The organism is Mesorhizobium robiniae, from assembly GCF_040545535.1.
Classification (GTDB): Bacteria; Pseudomonadota; Alphaproteobacteria; order Rhizobiales; family Rhizobiaceae; genus Mesorhizobium; species Mesorhizobium robiniae.
Window position 1 is genome coordinate 582930 of sequence record NZ_JBEPMC010000004.1, and the last position, 15909, is coordinate 598838.

A 15909-nucleotide genomic window follows, 5' to 3' on the forward strand; every position below is an offset into this window, starting at 1 on the left:
CACCAAAAAAGAAGGGTCGGCAACTGGGGTCTGAAGGGGTTTTGATCCCCCTAAAGGCACCTCGAATCTGCCACGCTAACCGGGTTTACGACAAGCTTGAAAATACAGATGAATCAGCGGGATAGAGCGTGACCCTGCGGGATCGAAATAGGCACTTGGGGGTGGTTATGCGCCAGAATGATCGCCGTGGCCGAGAGTTCGAGCGCGCGCTTGACCACTTCGCGCGGGTAGACCGGCGTGTGATCGACGGTGCCGACCTGCTGCACCTCGTCGGCGATCAGCGCGTTCTTCTTGTCGAGAAACATGATCCGGAACTGCTCGCGTTCCTCGAAGGCCATGACCGACCGGCAATATTCGAGGACCTGCGTCCAGGTCGACAATAGCTCGCGGCCGGCAATCTCGCCGCGCGCCATGCGCTGCGCGGTTGCGGCAACCACCTTCAGGTCGAGCGCCACCGCCGGACCGATGCCGTTGACCTCCTCAAGCCGCGCGACGGGCGCGCCAAGCACCTCGGCTAGCGTGCCGAAGCGCGCCAGCAATGCCTTGGCGACGGGTTTGGTGTCGGCGCGGGGGATCAGCCGAAAGAGCAGGAGCTCCAGCAATTCGTAGTCGGGGAGGGCGTCGGGACCCGCGGCTGCGAACCGTTGGCGCAAGCGATCGCGATGACCGAGATAATGCGGCTTTTCGACGGGCTCGGCTTTCGCCAAGGGCTGAACATGGTTTTCGGAGAAGAAACTCCGCTCGTCGTCGCTCTTTGTCCCCATAAGCCACCCGCACCCCATTGACCGGAAAGGTCCGGCGCCGGGAGAAACACTAGGCTGGCAGGCCGGGGCGGTCGAGTTTTTTCGGCGACAGCGTGAAAATCTCACATCCGGTCTCGGTGACGCCGATCGTGTGCTCGTATTGCGCCGACAGCGAGCGGTCGCGCGTCACCGCCGTCCAGCCGTCCGACAGGACTTTTACATGCGGCCGGCCGAGATTGATCATCGGCTCGACGGTGAAAATCATGCCCGGCCGCATCTCGACGCCCTCGTTGGCGCTGCCATAGTGCAGGATGTTCGGCGCATCATGAAAGAGCTGGCCGACGCCATGGCCGCAGAAATCGCGCACCACCGAGCAGCGCTCGCCTTCGGCATAGGTCTGGATGGCAGCGCCGATGGCGCCGGTACGGGCGCCGGGCTTGATCGCGGCGATGCCGCGCATCAGGCATTCATGCGTGACCTCGAGCAGGCGCTCGGCGGCGCGCTTGATCGTGCCCACCGGATACATGCGTGAGGAATCGCCGTGCCAGCCGTCGAGGATGTAGGTGACGTCGATGTTGACGATGTCGCCGTCCTTCAACGGTTTGTTGTCGGGAATGCCATGGCAGACGACGTGGTTGATCGAAGTGCAGGACGACTTCGTGTAGCCGCGATAGTTGAGCGTCGCCGGCAATGCGCCATGATCCATGCCGAACTCGAAGACGAAGCGGTCGAGGGCTTCAGTGGTGACGCCGGGCGCGACCATCGGCACCAGTTCGTCGAGGCAGCGCGCGGTAAGATCGCAGGCCTTGCGCATGCCGGCAAAGCCCTCTTCGCCATAGAGGCGGATCTGGCCGGTGTTTCTGAGCGGTGCCGTGGCGGCGTCGAGATAGGTGACCATTCTTGTCCGTTTTGCCGGGAGAGGGGGCTTCTAATGAGCCCGCGCGAAAATCCTCCCAGATTTGGCACCTGATGGCGTCAGGTTCAAGGACGAACTGCCGATCACGGGCACAAGCCGGCGAAAATTCCTGCCTAACACCGTCTTGTGCGTTAAGCCCGTGCAAAGATGCCCAGCCGAGTAGCGCGCAAATTCCTCTTGCGCTGTGCGCTACTTCGTTTGCACCAGATTGGACGTGGGCTGCAGGCTCAGCCAACGCTCGGTGTGCATCCGTCCGCATCGAAATCGATCGCCTATGACACTCAGGACCTCGATTTCGGGGTCCGCGATGGATGAGAAGGAGCCAGCTCGGACAACGCTCTGGCGCGATGCGATACATTAGGTCATCATGATATAGATTTCGGTGGTCGGGAGACGAGCGTTACTTCGGGAGGGATGGGGAATGTCGACTTCGAACGGCAGGCTGCCGTTGTCGAAAAGCCTGTTCGAGATCGGGGTGTTTTCCGCTGCCGTTAATGTACTGTTGCTCGTACCTCCGCTTTATCTCTTACAGATTTATGATCGGGTTCTGCCGTCGTCGAGCATGAACACCCTCATTTATCTATCGCTGTTTTCGGTCGCCGGGCTCGCGGTCCTTGGGGTTTTGGAAGTAGTCCGCTCGCTTTATGCAAATCGGTTGGCTGCACGCTTTGACGCTCGATTGGGATCTGCGGCCTTTCTCGCAGCGATGAATAGTCCGGGAGCCGGCTTCGGCGACGTCCAACCGTTGCGCGACCTAGCGACAATCCGCAGTTTCGTTGCCTCACGTTTATTGTTCTTCCTCTTCGATTTGCCTTTTGGGCCGCTTTTCCTGGTTTTGCTCTATTTTGTTCACCCATTACTGTTTGCGATCACGCTTGTTGGTGTGGTCATCATGGTTATCATCGCGCTGCTCAATCAGGCAGTTACAAGCCGAAGCGGCAGGGAGGCCGGCGACACGCTCGCCGCCACGATGAATGCCGCACAGACTTTTGCGCGTAATTTCGAAACCGTGCGCGCGCTTGGGATGGTTTCCAGCATTATCGAGTTCTGGGGCGATCGCTTTGCACAGTCGCTCCGCGCGTCGGACAAAGTCGCGCGAAACAATGCGTTCTATGGCGGCCTGTCACGGACAATCCGCATCCTGCTGCAACTGGCCGCGCTTGCCGCAGGCGCCTATCTCGTCCTGGCTGACGAAATGACGGCGGGAATGATGTTCGCGGCTTCGATCATCTCGGGGCGTGTACTGCAACCCATCGACCAGATCGTCGGCAGCTGGCGGCAAATCGCTGAAACGGGCCAGGCCTGGAAAAGAGTCACCGCGTTGCAAAAGCAGATTTTCAGCGAAAGGCACGCCGGTGTGGAACTGCCCCCGCCCGTCGGCGCGCTGACACTCGACCAGGTCGTCTACTTCCTGCCCAACACCGACCCTGGCGATCTTCCACTGATCAAGCGGTTGAGTTTTTCTGTTAACGCCGGCGAGTGCGTTGCCATCATCGGACCCAGCCAGGCTGGCAAGTCGACGCTTGCAAGATTGATAGTCGGCGCTGTCAAGCCTCGCTCTGGCGTCGTGCGGATAGACGGCGCCGACATCCAGAACTGGCGGTCGGATCAACTCGGTAAGCATTTCGGATATCTGTCGCAGGATGTGGAACTTTTTCCCGGAACGGTCGCGCAGAATATTTCACGATTTGAAGCTGATCCGTTCGACCAGGAGATCATAGCGGCTGCAGAACGCGCTCACGTGCACCAACTGGTGCTCGGTCTTCCCCGCGGCTACGCAACGGTAATCGGCCCGATGGGAGTGAGGCTCTCTGGCGGAGAAAGACAACGCATCGGGCTTGCCCGCGCGTTTTTCGGCGACCCTAGAATTCTTGTGCTCGACGAGCCAAACGCAAACCTGGACGCAGAAGGTGAAGCTGCCCTCGAGCGAGCGATCCTTAATGCCCGTTCAGACAAAAGAACAGTTCTGCTCATCACGCATCGCCCGTCGCTTGCTGCGAAATGCGACCGGATCCTGATGCTTCGAGATGGACAGATCGAGCTATACGGCGCGGCCCAGGATGTGTTGCACCGATTGGCTCAAGGACAAAACAAACCCACGACACAGTCTGCGACTGCAAAATCCCTTGTTGGAACCGCGAACGAAGGCCGAGGCTTGCCGGACCAATCGATACCGCCTCGCCTGGAGAACTGAGCCACGGCGTTGGGCTCGGCCGTCCAAAGGACATGTATGCAAGACGAAGCTGAGAATTTCCGCTGGCATAGAAAAATTCCCACGCGAACTGGGAAGATCGCCATTGCCGGCTACTCAGCGATAGCAGCCTTCATTGGTGGATTTGGCCTGTGGGCAGCCACCGTGCCGATAGCCGGCGCGGCAATTGCGCCAGGTGTTGTTGCCGCTGCCGGCAAGAACATCATGATCCAACATCTCGAAGGCGGCGTCATACGAAAGATCCACTTTAAGGAAGGCGACAGGGTCAAGAAGGGAGACCCGCTTTTCGTTATCGACGCAACAGCGGCTGAGACGCAGGTCAACCGTCTTGTCAAACAGTTGATATCCCAGAGAGCCAAAGCAGCGAGGCTTGAAGCTGAGCGCGACGGACTGTTCGAAATCGACATGCCTCCTGACCTGGAGCGCCCCTCGGGTGGACTCGACGTCCAGGATGTTATCGCCCAGCAACGAAAGGAATTTGAGGCACGTCTGGCGCGCTATCATGCCGAGCAGGAAATTCTGCGGCAGCGGATCGAAACTTTGAAGGAATCCGTCACCGGGCTTCGGGCACAAAAGAAAGCTTCGGAAGAACAGTTGACAATCGTGCGAGAAGAAGCCGAGCGCAAGAAGCAACTGCTTGAAAAAGGCCTGACAAACCGCAGCGAGTATACCGAACTCTTGCGAACCAGTGCTTCGCTTGTCGGCCAGGCTGGAGCGATAGAATCGCAGATCGCTGGAACTGCAACGCAACTTGCGGAGGCCAGTCAACAAATCGAGAGACTAACGACATCGCGAGTGGAGGAGGCCGTCAGCGAACTGAATACGGTCCGCTCATCACTGGCCGACCTCCAAGAACAGATCAACGCTGCCCAATCCATCCTTCAACGGACGATTGTGAAGGCCCCGACCGACGGCATCGTGGTTCACTCGTCATATAATTTCGAGGACGGGGTTATCCGACCCGGTGAAGTCGTAATGGAACTGCTGCCGACCACCGATGAGTTGGTTGTCGAGGCACGCATCTCTTTGCAGGATATCGACTCGATCAGGCTGGGGCAGGAAGCGCATATGATGCTGAGCGCGCTGAATGCACGCATTACGCCGCGAGTGCGTGGAAAAGTCATCTACATATCAGCCGACCGCATCGTCGACGACAAGACCGGCCAATCGTTCTATGCGACAAGAATGAAGATAGACGAGGAGCTTCCGGTGGAGATCAAGCGAGAACAGATCTATCCCGGAATGCCTGTTGAAACCTTCATCGGAACCGGCGACCGGACCTTTCTGAATTACCTCCTGCGGCCTTTCCTGGATTCTTTCGGCAAGGCGTTTCGCGAAGAATAGCTCGTCCGTCGTTCAGTTAAAGAGCCGAACTAGTCCTCCGTGATTATTGCTCGCTCTAGCCCGACAGCTTAGGACTGTGATGGGTCGGGTAGGCCTAACAGGAGAGCGTACGATGGCTAAGTCTAAACGCATTCCCTTTACGCCCGGAGATCTGTCGCATCGCCAATGGGGAACCGATGACATCCTCGTAGGCGATCTGGCTACACCTATCTTAATCGGCGATGCTGGCGGCAGCCTGTTCGATTTCTCGAGGGGCGGCAACGACACTTTCACCGAAAACGAACCCTCGACCTACACTTTCTACGGTGACGCGGTTGGCAGCATGTTCAATTCTACGCGAGGCGGCAACGACACCTTCACGGGGTCAAGCTCCTCCACCATCACTGCTTACGGTGATGCGGGCGAGGATATGTCGGGTCACAGCAAGGGCGGCAACGACACTTTCACGGGCGCCTTCCGATCCACCAACATTTTCTACGGTGACGCCGGCGGCAACATGTTCGGTCACGCTCAGGGCGGCGACGACAGTTTTAGCGTCGACGGCGAGTCCTTCAACACCTTTTACGGTGATGCGGGCGAGGACATGTCGGGTCACAGCAAGGGCGGCAACGATACCTTCAGCAGTGAAGAGGGTAGACGGCTAGACAACACCTTCTACGGTGACGCTGGCGGCAACATGTTCGGCCATGCTCAGGGCGGCGACGACACTTTTGTGACGAGCACTGTACAAGGAGCTACCCACACCTTCTACGGCGATGCGGGCGGCGAAATGTCGGGTCACAGTAAGGGCGGCAACGACACCTTCCAGGGTTCCAGACAGGCCACCAACACGTTCTTCGGCGACGCCGGCAGCAATATGTCCGGCAATGCGCAGGGCGGCGACGACAGTTTCACGAGCAGGACCGACTCCCTCAACATTTTCTACGGTGATGCCGGCGGCGATATGTCGGGTCACAGTAAGGGCGGCAACGACACCTTCACGGGCAGCTTCTTCTCAACCGCCACTTTCTTCGGTGACGCCGGCGGCAATATGTCTGGCCATGCTCAGGGCGGCGACGACCACTACACAGACTTGGGTGGAGAGATCCCGAGCAAAACTCTCTATGGCGATGCGGGCGGCGACCTTTCCGGTTTCGCCGAGGGCGGCAACGACACCTTCACGAGCGTGGGTGGGTCTCAGGTAACGTTCTACGGCGACGCGGGCGCCAACATGTCCGACGATGCTCGCGGTGGCGATGACGGGGCCGTGCTGCAAGGCACCAATAATCTGGGCTATGGCGATGCTGTTACGATGCTCGGCAGCGCTGTGGGCGGCAACGATGACCTAACCGGCGGCAATAAGAGCTTCTTTCCTGACACTCAAAACGAGCTGTACGGCGACGCATTCGCTATGTCCGGGGCCGCCACGGGCGGCAACGATATTCTTACCGGGGGCCAGAACAGCGAAAGCGGCCAAGTCAGTAACTTCTTATGCGGTGACGCTTTACAAATGTCCGGTTCGGCCACGGGCGGCAACGATGTCCTGTACGCTGGGAGCGCGGCAGCCGGCTGCACGGTCATCAATGACATGTGGGGTGATGGGCAACTGAGCGACTTCGCTGAGGGTGGCCAAGACCTGTTCATATTCAAGGACGATGGTGCAATGACGGTTGGAACCCAAAATACCATTTACGACTTCAGCCAGGACCAAGGCGATAGTATCATGTTTAGTGGTGTGGAGGGCGTGCAGTCGTTCAATGATCTCGCTATTGCCCAAAGTGGAACCAGCACCATCATTACCGCGGGGGTCGATCAAGTTATTCTCGAAAACTTTACGAACGTGCTGACGGCGGATGACTTTTTGTTCGCCTGAGAGCGAAAGCCTTTTCGTTCTGATGCGCCATCACCGGTCAGCGATGATGCTATTCGATGGGCGAAATTCGGTGAGGGTCGTTCGACCAGGATTCGCACGTCAATCCTTGCGCGCTCCGCAAGCTCGCGAATCCGTTGCTTTGTGACGGCAGTTATGCTATCGATTCAGGCACGGTGCTGATGTGCGCCAGTTACCCGCCGCTGAGGCGGGTTTTTTGTTTCAGGTTTCAGCCCATCCTTCACAGGGCTCCGATCGAAGTTAGCCACTTCTGAGACGTCGAGCCCAAGGCGAGAGCCGGTCGAGCAACCTTTCGCGATGAACGGCGTTGCTGCGGCGGTGTCGGGAGACAATGAATGGACAGATTGCAATTCAAGGTGCCGGTGCGCATCACGCCCGCATCCGGCCTGCCTATCGAGGAAATCTACAGCGTCGAACAGGCGCTGGATTTCCTGCAGGCTTGGCCGGCTCGCCGGCAAGGTCCGGTCTATCAGGCTGCGTTCAATGCATGCTTCGGCGCCACGGTCGACCTGGTCGAGACCGAGGAGGCCTGCCGGGCATTCCTGACGTTCTGCCGGGTGAGCCGCCTCCTGGCCAGGGATATGATGGTTCCAGGCAAACGTCCTGGCGAGGCAAAGGGGCTCAGGATCTAACGCCAGCCGGGCTCGAGGCTTTTGAGGAAGCGATCGAAGATCGGGTCGAACCGGTCCGGCGAATCCCAGAACGGCGCGTGGCCGGAATTGCTGATCAGGTGTTTCTTGCCTTCCCAGAGATTGGAGAACGGGATCGTATCGACGAAGTCGGTGTTGACGAACGGTTCGTCGGCGCCGTTGAGGACTGCGATCGGTGGCGTTTTGCCGAGAATTATCTGGCTCTGGTCCTTGCCTTCGCCCGCCGCGAATTTGCCGAGCATCAGTCTGCGCGCGCGGCCATCGGTGCGTGCGACGGCATTGCGGAGCAGCTGGTCATAAGGCTCGCCGCAGGTCGAGTGCGCATAGGCGTCGATGTCCTCTTCGGTGAAGACCTCCTGGCCCGCAAGGTTCATATGCGGGCTGGTCTTGAAGCCCTTGCCTAGATCGGCGGCGGCGATCGGCGGCGTGCCGGTGATCATCAGGCCGAGCATGCCGGGATAGCGGTCGATCATCTCCAGCCCGATATGACCGCCCAGCGACCAGCCGAAGACGGCTGCTTGTTCGATACCAAGCCGGTTCAACACCTCGGTCATCGCGTCGGCGTAACCCGGCATCGAATAGCTGCGCTCCGGATCGACCGCGTCGCAGGACTCGCCATGCCCCGGAAGATCGACCGCGATCAGATGGTAGGCCGCACCAATCCTGCCGTCGAACTGATTGCGGAAGACGGCGCCCGACGACGAATTGCCGTGGATCATCAGCACCGGCATGCCGGTACCGGCGCTTTCGCGCACGGCCAGCGTGCCGTGACTGGTTTCGATCGTCTTGATCGTGGTCTCCATTCGCGCCCTCTCCATTCGCACTGTCTCCTGTCTCGATTTTCGCCCGTGTCTCGATTCGCCTGACCGCTGCAGTTCGCGCGGACTGCTTAGCAGTCAAATTTGTTCGCGCCTGCATGAAAATATCTTTTCAAATTGACCCGCCTGTGCATAATTTGTCAATCATCCAACCATCGTCACGATAATAACAGGGGAACAGGATCAATGATGACCAAGTCGATGAAACGCCATTTCAGGCATATGCTGATCGGAACGTCGCTCGGTGTGATGCTGGCCACTGCGCCGGCATTCGCCGACGTCGTCAAGATCGGCCTGCTGGCGCCGCTGACCGGCCCGGCAGCAGCCGACGGCCAGGAATTCCAGCGTGGCGCACAGATGGCGATCGACGAGGCAAACAACGCCGGCGGCGTCGACGGCCATACGTTCGAGCTGGTCGTGGGCGACGTCAAGGACCAGTCGGCGGCGAACGTCACCAGCGCGGTCGAGCGCCTGCTCGGCGACCAGGACGTGCACTTCATGCTGACCGGCTATGCCAGCCTGACCAATTTCGAGATCGATAACATGGCCGAGGCGGAGATGCCTTACATGCTTGCCGCCACGTCGCAGCAGACCAAGGACATCATCGCGCCCGATCCGGAGAAATATGCCTGCTGCTGGTCCCTGACCCCGTCCTTCGACGCCTACAACACCGATGTAACGGTTTTTGTCGAGAAGCTGGCGGCCGAAGGCAAGATTACGCTGCCGACCAAGAAGGTCGCCATCATCTCGTCCGACAACGCCTATTCGAAGACCATTTCCGAGGGCATGAAGAAGACCTTCAAGGAGAAGGGCTGGACCATCACCGTCGACGAACTCGTGCCCTTCGGTGACGTGACCGACTGGCGTTCGATCCTGGCGAAGGTGCGTGAAGACGTGCCTGACGTGGTCATCAACACCGACTATCTGCCCGGCAACTCGGCCTCGTTCCTCAACCAGTTCCTGGAGCAGCCGACCAAGAGCCTGGTGTTCCTGCAATATGCGCCGAGCGTTCCGGAATTCGTCGAGCTGACCAAGGAAAAGTCGAACGGCGTGATCTACAACCTTCTCGGCGGCGCGCTGACGACGCCGAAGAACCCGCGCGCCGACGAAGTGGCGGGCAAGTTCAAGGCCAAATACGGCGTTGAAAGCGGCACCTACGGCGTCGGCCTCTACGAGATGGTCAATGTCTATTTCGACGCGCTGAAAAAGGCCGGCGACCCGAGCGACCATGCCGCGATCATGAAGGCGCTGTCCGAGACCGACAAGCAGGTCGCCGAAGGCCGCCTGAAATTCGATCCGGCGACGCATCTTGCCATGCAGGGCGACGACTACATTCCGATCACCTTTTTCCAGATATGGGACGGCAACCGCACCCTGATCTCGCCCGCCAAATACGCGACCGGCGAGTTCAAGCCGCAGCCCTGGATGAAATAGCGGCATGCCGCTGCTTGAAGTCGAGGGCGTATCGAAAGCGTTCGGTTCGCTCAAGGCGGTCGACGACGTGTCGTTCGCCGTCGAGGCCGGGGAAATCTTCGGCGTCGCCGGGCCGAACGGCAGCGGCAAGAGCACGCTGTTCAACGTCATCACCGGTATCCCGTTCGGCCCCGACAAGGGCCGGATACGGTTCGACGGAATGGAGATCCAGGGCAAAACAGGCAACGCCATTGCACAGCTCGGCCTTCTCAGGACCTTCCAGCGCGAGACCAGCTTCGACGGGCTGACCGTGTTCGAGAACGCGCTGATCGGCGCGAGCTACGGCAAGCCCGGGCGAGGGGTGGTCGAGGCGCGGACCCGCGCCGCCGAGGCGCTGGAGTTCGTCGGCCTTTCGTCGGCGACGTTTGGACGGCTTGCCGGCGAACTGTCGGTGTTCGACCGCAAATGCCTGATGCTCGCAACCGCAATCGCCACGGAACCACGCATGCTTTTGCTCGACGAGCCGGCATCGAGCCTGACCAAGCCGGAGATCGAGACGTCGATCGGTTTGATCAGGCGGACAGCGGCGCGCGGCATCACCGTGGTGCTGATCGAGCATGTGCTGACCTTCCTGATGAGCCTGTCGCAACATCTTCTGGTGCTGAACCAGGGCCGCGTGCTCGCCGCGGGCGAGCCCAAGAGCGTGATTGCCGACCACCGCGTGGTGGAAGCCTATCTCGGGACAAGGAGATCGGCGGCGTGAGCGGGATCCCGATCCTGAGCATCGAGGCGGTTACATCAGGCTATGGCCGAGTGACCGTTCTGCATGAAATCACGCTCGAGGCCGGCCGGTTCGGCAATGTCGGGCTGTTCGGGCCGAACGGTCACGGCAAGACGACGCTGCTGAGGACGATTTCCGGCCTGGTCGCGCCGAAACGCGGCCGCATCGTCTTCGACGGCAAGGACATTACCGGCTTGAGCGCGCGCGCCATCGTCGCCACCGGTCTCATCCATGTGCCGCAGGGCAACAAGCTGTTTCCCGACCTGACGATCGGCGACTGCATGGCGCTTGGCGCCTATTCGCCGCGCGCACGGCCGCACGAGGCCGAGAACCGCGAAAAGGTGGTAAAACTGTTCCCGAAACTCGCCGAACGATGGCGGCAAAGGGTGCGCACGCTTTCCGGCGGCGAACGCCAGATGGTGTCGATCGGCACGGCGCTGATGAGCCATCCGCGCCTGCTGATCCTGGACGAGCCGACGCTTGGACTGGCGCCGAAGATCAAGGACGAACTCTGCACCGCCGTCATGGATATTTCGAAGGGCGGCGTGCCGCTCGTCGTCGTCGAGCAGGATATCGAATTCCTGCTCGAACTCAGCCGGCAGCTCTTTCTTGTCGATCACGGAGCGGTCAAGACCGAGATCCGGCCGGGCGAGAGCATCGAGCACAGCGAAATCATGGCGATGTATTTCGGGCATTGAGGCAGGATTGGACAGGGTTCGGGCATGAGTATGTTTTCGGATATCTTCTTCGGCGGCCTGTTCCAGGGCTCGCTCTACGCCATGATGGCGGTCGGGCTGGCGCTGGTCTGGACGACGATCGGCGTGTTCAACTTCAGCCATGGCGTGTTCATGATGCTGGGCGCCTATTTCGCCTGGCAGCTCGTCGCCTTCGGCCTGCCGGTGGTGATCGCCTTTCCGCTCGCCGTCATCGTCATGGCCGGCGCGGGCTGGATCCTGCAGGCCTCGGTGGTGCGGCCACTGATCGGCCGTCCCAACATCGTGCTGGTCGTTGTCATCACAACGCTGGCCGCCGGCTCGCTGATGGAAAACGGCGCGCTGACGGTCTGGGGGCCGCGCTCCAAGCAGCTGCCGAGCCTGATCGAGGGCAACACCACCATCGCCGGTGTCGGCGTGTCGCTGCACCAGATCGCGATCATCGTCATCACGCCGCTGATCCTCGCAGCCTTGTGGTCGTTCCTCAACCGGACGCGGCTCGGCCTTGCGCTGAGGGCCGTCGCGCAGAACGAGGATGCGAGCCAACTCGTCGGCCTCAACGTCACGGCGCTTTACGGCCTTGCCTTCGCCATCGCCGCGTCGCTGGCGGGGCTGGCCGGGATCTTCATGGGCGGCTACCGCTTCATGAACCCGTCGATGGGCGCAGACCCGTTGCTCAAAGCGCTGATCGTGGTGGTTTTCGGTGGTATTTCAAGCATTTCAGGACCGATCTTCGCTGCCTACCTGATCGGGTTCTTCGAGGCGGCGAGCAACTACTATTTCGGCCTCTACTGGACGCCTGCACTGCTTTTCCTCGTGCTCATCGCGACGCTCATGGTGCGCCCCGAGGGCATTTTCGCCAGCCGGTCCAGGGGGCTCGCATGACCCTTCTCGACATCGCCATCCCGTCTGCTCCCGGCCGCGTCGCCTGGAACCGCGAGGCGATCGGCTTCGTGGCCGGCTTCGTGCTGCTTGCCCTGTTGCCGCTCGTCTTCGGCGACAGCTACAGCCGGCATGTGCTGATTATGATCTTCATCTACGCCATCGTCGCCTCGAACTGGGACCTCAGCCTCGGCTATGGCGGCGTCTTCAATTTCGGCCATCTGGCGCTGTTCGGCATCGGCGTCTATGCCTACAGCCTGCTTGCCAAGCTGGCCGGCGTCGATCCGTGGATCGCGCTTTTGGCGAGCGGCGCCATCGCCACCTTGGCGGCCGTGCTGGTGACCATTCCGATCCTGCGGCTCAAGGGCATCTACATCATCCTGGTGACCTTCGGCTTCGCACAACTCGTCATGCAGGTTATCATCAGCCAGTCGGACCTGACGGGCGGCACGCAAGGTCTGGTGCGGGTGCCCGGCCTCTATCTTTTCGACCACAACATGGTCCGCGACGGCAAGCTCGCCTATTTTTACATTGCGCTGACACTTCTGGTTTTCAGCACGCTGTTCCTGCGGCTGTTCGTGCGCTCTCGCGCCGGCGCCAGCATCGTGGCTCTGCGCGACAATGAGGAATACGCCATCAGCCGCGGCGTCTCGCTGGTGAGGCAGCGCATGGTAACGCTGGCGGCAAGCGCCTTCTTCACCGGGATTGCCGGCGCCTTCTACGCCGCCTACCAGCGCAACGCCTCGATCGACGTGTTCGGCATGAGCCTGGCGACCATCATCCTGTCGATGGTGCTTCTCGGCGGAACGAGCACGATCTACGGCGCGATCATCGCATCTTTCGTGCTCACCGTTTTTTCCGAGGCAATGGCCGATTTCGGCGCGTGGCGGCTGATGATCTCGGCGCTGCTCATCATCGTGATCATGCTGGTCTACCCGAGCGGCCTCGTCGGCATGATCCGCGCCGCCTGGGCGATGGTGGCCGACCGCATCAAGGTGTGTTGAGATTCAGGTCAGGCCGAGGCGCAAATGGCGGCTTCCTGCGCTTCCGGTGCTCACGTACCCAAAAGTACGCTGCGCTCCGGTTCTCGGAACCCACCATTTTCGCCTCGGCCTGACCTGAATCTCAACACACCTTAACCAGCTCGAGTCTAGCGCACGCCGCACCAGTCGATGACGGAGGCGGCGATGACCTTGGCGGTCTCCACCACCGAATCGATCTCGACATATTCGTCGGCGCCATGAAAACCGTCGCCGGACGGACCGAAGATGACGCCGTCGACGCCGGCGCCGGCATAGTGCGCGGCGTCGCAGACGGCGACGAACCCCTTCACCTCAGGCGTCTTGCCGATGCGCGCCTTGTTGGCGACGAGCGACCTGACCAGCGGATGGTCTGGCGCGGTGTTCATCGGCGGAAAATAAAGGCCGCCCAGCTCCCACTGGATGGTCGGCGGGTTGTCGCGCAGCCAGGCATCGGTGGCGGCGAAATGATGCACGAAAGTTTCGAAATCGCGGCGATAATCGGCCGAGTTCTCGTCGGGCAGGAATTTCATGTCGAGATCGAGGACCGCGACATCAGGGATGATCGCCGGATTGGTCATCACCGTCGGCAAGCCGTTCTCGCCAAGACCGGTGCCGCCGTGCATCACGCCGATGTTGATCGTGTTCATGCCGAGCGGCAGCAGCGGATGCGATCTTGCCCGCGTGCGGTCGAGTTCGTATTGGCGCACGGCCGTGATGAAACGCGCTGCGAGTTCGATGGCATTGACGCCCGGTTCTAGCCGGTCCTTGTCATGGCGCTGCGGATAGATTTCATTGTAGCGCAGCGCCGAATGCGCGTTGCGGCCGCGGATCGTCACCCGCGCCCATTCCAGCCCGCCCTCGACCGGCAGGACATCGCCCCAGGTCGGTTCGGCGACCAGCACCGCCTTGGCGAGCTTGCCCCTGGCGACCGCGTCCATGGCGCCGAAGCCGCCGGCTTCCTCGTCGACCACAGTGTGGATCGCCAGCCGGCCCTGGAGCTTGATGCCGGCCTTGCGGATGGCGTGCGCCGCCGCGATGCAGGCGGCAACGCCGCCCTTCATGTCGACAGCGCCGCGGCCGTAGAGGCGCCCGTTGGTAATGTCGCCGCCAAACGGATCGACCGACCAGTTTTTCATTTCGCCGACCGGCACGACATCGATATGACCGCACAGGATCAGGCTGCGTTCCTCGTCGCCGGCCCATTCGCCGACCAGATTGGGCCGCCCCGGCAACGCGTCCCATTGTTCGGTCGCGAAACCGTCCGCCTTGAGGATCGGCTCCAGCAGCGCCTGCACGTCGGCCTCGCGGTTCAGGCCTTGTTTGGCCTCGAATTTGGGATTCACCGAAGGAATCCGCACCATGTCGCTGGTCAGCCCGATCACCCAGTCGCGATCCTTGTCGATCTCGGCTTGCGCAGCGGCGACGGCCGCATCCCTATCCAGCATGTCGATGTCCTTTCGTGCCTCTGCGGCGTTCGTGATTGTCTCTTTGGTGCTGCGGGGTGGCTCAGCCGCTCATGCTGCGCCGATCATGTCGGGCCGGTTACGTCGATTTGGGTTTGCCCCTGACGAATGGTGCCGCCCACTTTGCCGGATCGCCGGCGGCTGCGCTGCGGCCGGGATTGACGAAATCCGAGGCGTCGAGCGTCACGCCATTGGCGCGGCGGATCCCTTCGATGTCCTCGATACGCTTGCGCACCGTCTGGCCTTCGCTCTCCAGCGCATGGGCAAATACGGTCTCCATCTGGACGACGGCGGTCGCCAGCGTGTCGAACGGCGAGTTGGCCTCTATCGCCGCGATCAGCGTCAGGTCGGCGTGTTCGGAGATCGGCGACAGCCATGGATCGGTGAAGAGCAGGATGCCCACGCCTCGCTCGCGCGCCTGGCGGGCGAAGTTCACCACGTCCGATTGGTAGCGGCGATAGTCGAAAACGACGAGCAGGTCGCGCTTGCCGAGATCGATCAGCAGGTCGAAATCCGTCGGCGCCAGAGCGCCGATGTCGTGCACGCTGGGACGGAACTGCACGAGATAACCGGCGAGCATCGAGGCGATGTGGCGGCTGAAGCGTCCGCCGAGCAGCACGACCTGGCCTTTGCAGTCGAGCAGCATCCTGGCGGCGCGGCCATAACTCTGCGAGGGAACCGCCGTGCGCGTTCGCTCCAGGCTGTCGGAAACCGAATGGAAGTAGTCGTTGACAGTGCCTTCGCTCGAATTGGCAGGCCGCTTCGCCTCCATCATCAGTAGTGGAGAATGCAGGCGGGATTCGATTTCCGCCAGAAGCTTGGCCTGGAAGGCGGCAAAGCCGCCATAGCCGAGCTTGACCATGAGGCGCATGACGGTCGGGTCGCTGACGCCCGCTGCCTTTGCCAGCCGCGAGGCAGTCCCGAGGCCCGACATTGGATAGTCGGCAAGCAGGACCTGCACGATCTTGGATTCGGCGGATGTGAGGGCCAGGGTGGTATGCGCCAACTCTTCGCGGATCGACACCGGACCTCTCCCTTCCCGTATTCAGCCGATGATAGAGAAGTTACAAATTCTGATGTCG

At 60.8% G+C, this 15909-nt stretch carries 14 protein-coding genes; 9 read left to right on the forward strand and 5 right to left on the reverse strand.

Going from position 1 to position 15909, the window contains the following annotated elements; genetic code table 11:
- Nucleotides 1–113 precede the first annotated feature (113 nt).
- Complete coding sequence (locus ABID19_RS14795) at nt 114–764, reverse strand: JAB domain-containing protein (protein WP_354491516.1); 651 nt, start codon at nt 762–764, stop codon at nt 114–116.
- Nucleotides 765–813: 49 nt separating this feature from the next.
- On the reverse strand, nt 814–1641 hold the full coding sequence (map, locus tag ABID19_RS14800; protein ID WP_354491518.1) for a type I methionyl aminopeptidase: 828 nt from the start codon (nt 1639–1641) through the stop codon (nt 814–816).
- A gap of 439 nt (nt 1642–2080) precedes the next feature.
- Here map and ABID19_RS14805 point away from each other — a divergent pair, with 439 nt between their 5' ends.
- The 4 genes from ABID19_RS14805 (at nt 2081) to ABID19_RS14820 (ending at nt 7717) form a co-directional block, all read left to right on the forward strand.
- Complete coding sequence (locus tag ABID19_RS14805; RefSeq protein ID WP_354491520.1) at nt 2081–3853, forward strand: type I secretion system permease/ATPase; 1773 nt, start codon at nt 2081–2083, stop codon at nt 3851–3853.
- A gap of 36 nt (nt 3854–3889) precedes the next feature.
- Complete coding sequence (locus ABID19_RS14810) at nt 3890–5215, forward strand: HlyD family type I secretion periplasmic adaptor subunit (RefSeq protein WP_354491521.1); 1326 nt, start codon at nt 3890–3892, stop codon at nt 5213–5215.
- A gap of 112 nt (nt 5216–5327) precedes the next feature.
- A complete protein-coding gene (locus ABID19_RS14815) occupies nt 5328–7067 on the forward strand; it encodes a hypothetical protein (RefSeq protein WP_354491523.1) in 1740 nt (579 codons plus the stop codon).
- A gap of 353 nt (nt 7068–7420) precedes the next feature.
- Nucleotides 7421–7717, forward strand: a complete 297-nt coding sequence (locus ABID19_RS14820) for a DUF982 domain-containing protein (protein WP_354491525.1) — start codon at nt 7421–7423, stop codon at nt 7715–7717.
- Here ABID19_RS14820 and ABID19_RS14825 read toward each other — a convergent pair.
- Nucleotides 7714–8538, reverse strand: coding sequence for an alpha/beta fold hydrolase (locus tag ABID19_RS14825; protein ID WP_354491527.1), 825 nt, complete (start codon nt 8536–8538; stop codon nt 7714–7716). The two genes, ABID19_RS14820 and ABID19_RS14825, sit on opposite strands and share 4 nt — an antisense overlap.
- A gap of 204 nt (nt 8539–8742) precedes the next feature.
- On the opposite strand from ABID19_RS14825, the gene ABID19_RS14830 reads away from it, so the two are divergent.
- From ABID19_RS14830 to ABID19_RS14850, 5 genes are read left to right on the forward strand one after another with little or no spacing between them, the layout of a single operon-like run.
- A complete protein-coding gene (locus tag ABID19_RS14830; protein WP_354491528.1) occupies nt 8743–9987 on the forward strand; it encodes an ABC transporter substrate-binding protein in 1245 nt (414 codons plus the stop codon).
- Between the two features lie 4 nt (nt 9988–9991).
- The gene (locus tag ABID19_RS14835; protein WP_354491530.1) at nt 9992–10729 is read left to right on the forward strand and encodes an ABC transporter ATP-binding protein; all 738 of its coding nucleotides are present in this window, start codon (nt 9992–9994) and stop codon (nt 10727–10729) included.
- Nucleotides 10726–11445 carry an ABC transporter ATP-binding protein gene (locus ABID19_RS14840; RefSeq protein WP_354491532.1) on the forward strand — a complete coding sequence of 240 codons (720 nt, stop codon included), beginning with the start codon at nt 10726–10728 and terminating at the stop codon, nt 11443–11445. Before ABID19_RS14835 ends, ABID19_RS14840 begins: the two co-directional genes overlap by 4 nt.
- Before the next feature lie 24 nt (nt 11446–11469).
- A complete protein-coding gene (locus tag ABID19_RS14845; protein WP_095485428.1) occupies nt 11470–12345 on the forward strand; it encodes a branched-chain amino acid ABC transporter permease in 876 nt (291 codons plus the stop codon).
- Nucleotides 12342–13346: a branched-chain amino acid ABC transporter permease gene (locus ABID19_RS14850; RefSeq protein ID WP_354491534.1), complete on the forward strand. Its 1005-nt coding sequence runs from the start codon at nt 12342–12344 to the stop codon at nt 13344–13346. The genes ABID19_RS14845 and ABID19_RS14850 overlap by 4 nt, the downstream gene beginning before the upstream one ends.
- A 146-nt stretch (nt 13347–13492) precedes the next feature.
- Here ABID19_RS14850 and ABID19_RS14855 read toward each other — a convergent pair whose 3' ends face one another.
- Both ABID19_RS14855 and ABID19_RS14860 read right to left on the reverse strand, forming a co-directional pair.
- Nucleotides 13493–14809: a M20 family metallopeptidase gene (locus tag ABID19_RS14855; protein ID WP_354491536.1), complete on the reverse strand. Its 1317-nt coding sequence runs from the start codon at nt 14807–14809 to the stop codon at nt 13493–13495.
- Between the two features lie 97 nt (nt 14810–14906).
- On the reverse strand, nt 14907–15851 hold the full coding sequence (locus tag ABID19_RS14860; protein ID WP_354491537.1) for a MurR/RpiR family transcriptional regulator: 945 nt from the start codon (nt 15849–15851) through the stop codon (nt 14907–14909).
- Nucleotides 15852–15909 lie beyond the last annotated feature (58 nt).

Excerpts from the sequence above, each read along its gene's own strand:
- ABID19_RS14825 (WP_354491527.1), bottom strand. The coding sequence starts at position 8,538 with ATGGAGACCACGATCAAGACGATCGAAACCAGTCACGGCACGCTGGCC.
- map (WP_354491518.1), bottom strand. The coding sequence starts at position 1,641 with ATGGTCACCTATCTCGACGCCGCCACGGCACCGCTCAGAAACACCGGC.
- ABID19_RS14795 (WP_354491516.1), bottom strand. The coding sequence starts at position 764 with ATGGGGACAAAGAGCGACGACGAGCGGAGTTTCTTCTCCGAAAACCAT.
- ABID19_RS14850 (WP_354491534.1), top strand. The coding sequence starts at position 12,342 with ATGACCCTTCTCGACATCGCCATCCCGTCTGCTCCCGGCCGCGTCGCC.
- ABID19_RS14820 (WP_354491525.1), top strand. The coding sequence starts at position 7,421 with ATGGACAGATTGCAATTCAAGGTGCCGGTGCGCATCACGCCCGCATCC.
- ABID19_RS14855 (WP_354491536.1), bottom strand. The coding sequence starts at position 14,809 with ATGCTGGATAGGGATGCGGCCGTCGCCGCTGCGCAAGCCGAGATCGAC.
- ABID19_RS14830 (WP_354491528.1), top strand. The coding sequence starts at position 8,743 with ATGACCAAGTCGATGAAACGCCATTTCAGGCATATGCTGATCGGAACG.
- ABID19_RS14815 (WP_354491523.1), top strand. The coding sequence starts at position 5,328 with ATGGCTAAGTCTAAACGCATTCCCTTTACGCCCGGAGATCTGTCGCAT.
- ABID19_RS14845 (WP_095485428.1), top strand. The coding sequence starts at position 11,470 with ATGAGTATGTTTTCGGATATCTTCTTCGGCGGCCTGTTCCAGGGCTCG.
- ABID19_RS14835 (WP_354491530.1), top strand. The coding sequence starts at position 9,992 with ATGCCGCTGCTTGAAGTCGAGGGCGTATCGAAAGCGTTCGGTTCGCTC.
- ABID19_RS14805 (WP_354491520.1), top strand. The coding sequence starts at position 2,081 with ATGTCGACTTCGAACGGCAGGCTGCCGTTGTCGAAAAGCCTGTTCGAG.
- ABID19_RS14810 (WP_354491521.1), top strand. The coding sequence starts at position 3,890 with ATGCAAGACGAAGCTGAGAATTTCCGCTGGCATAGAAAAATTCCCACG.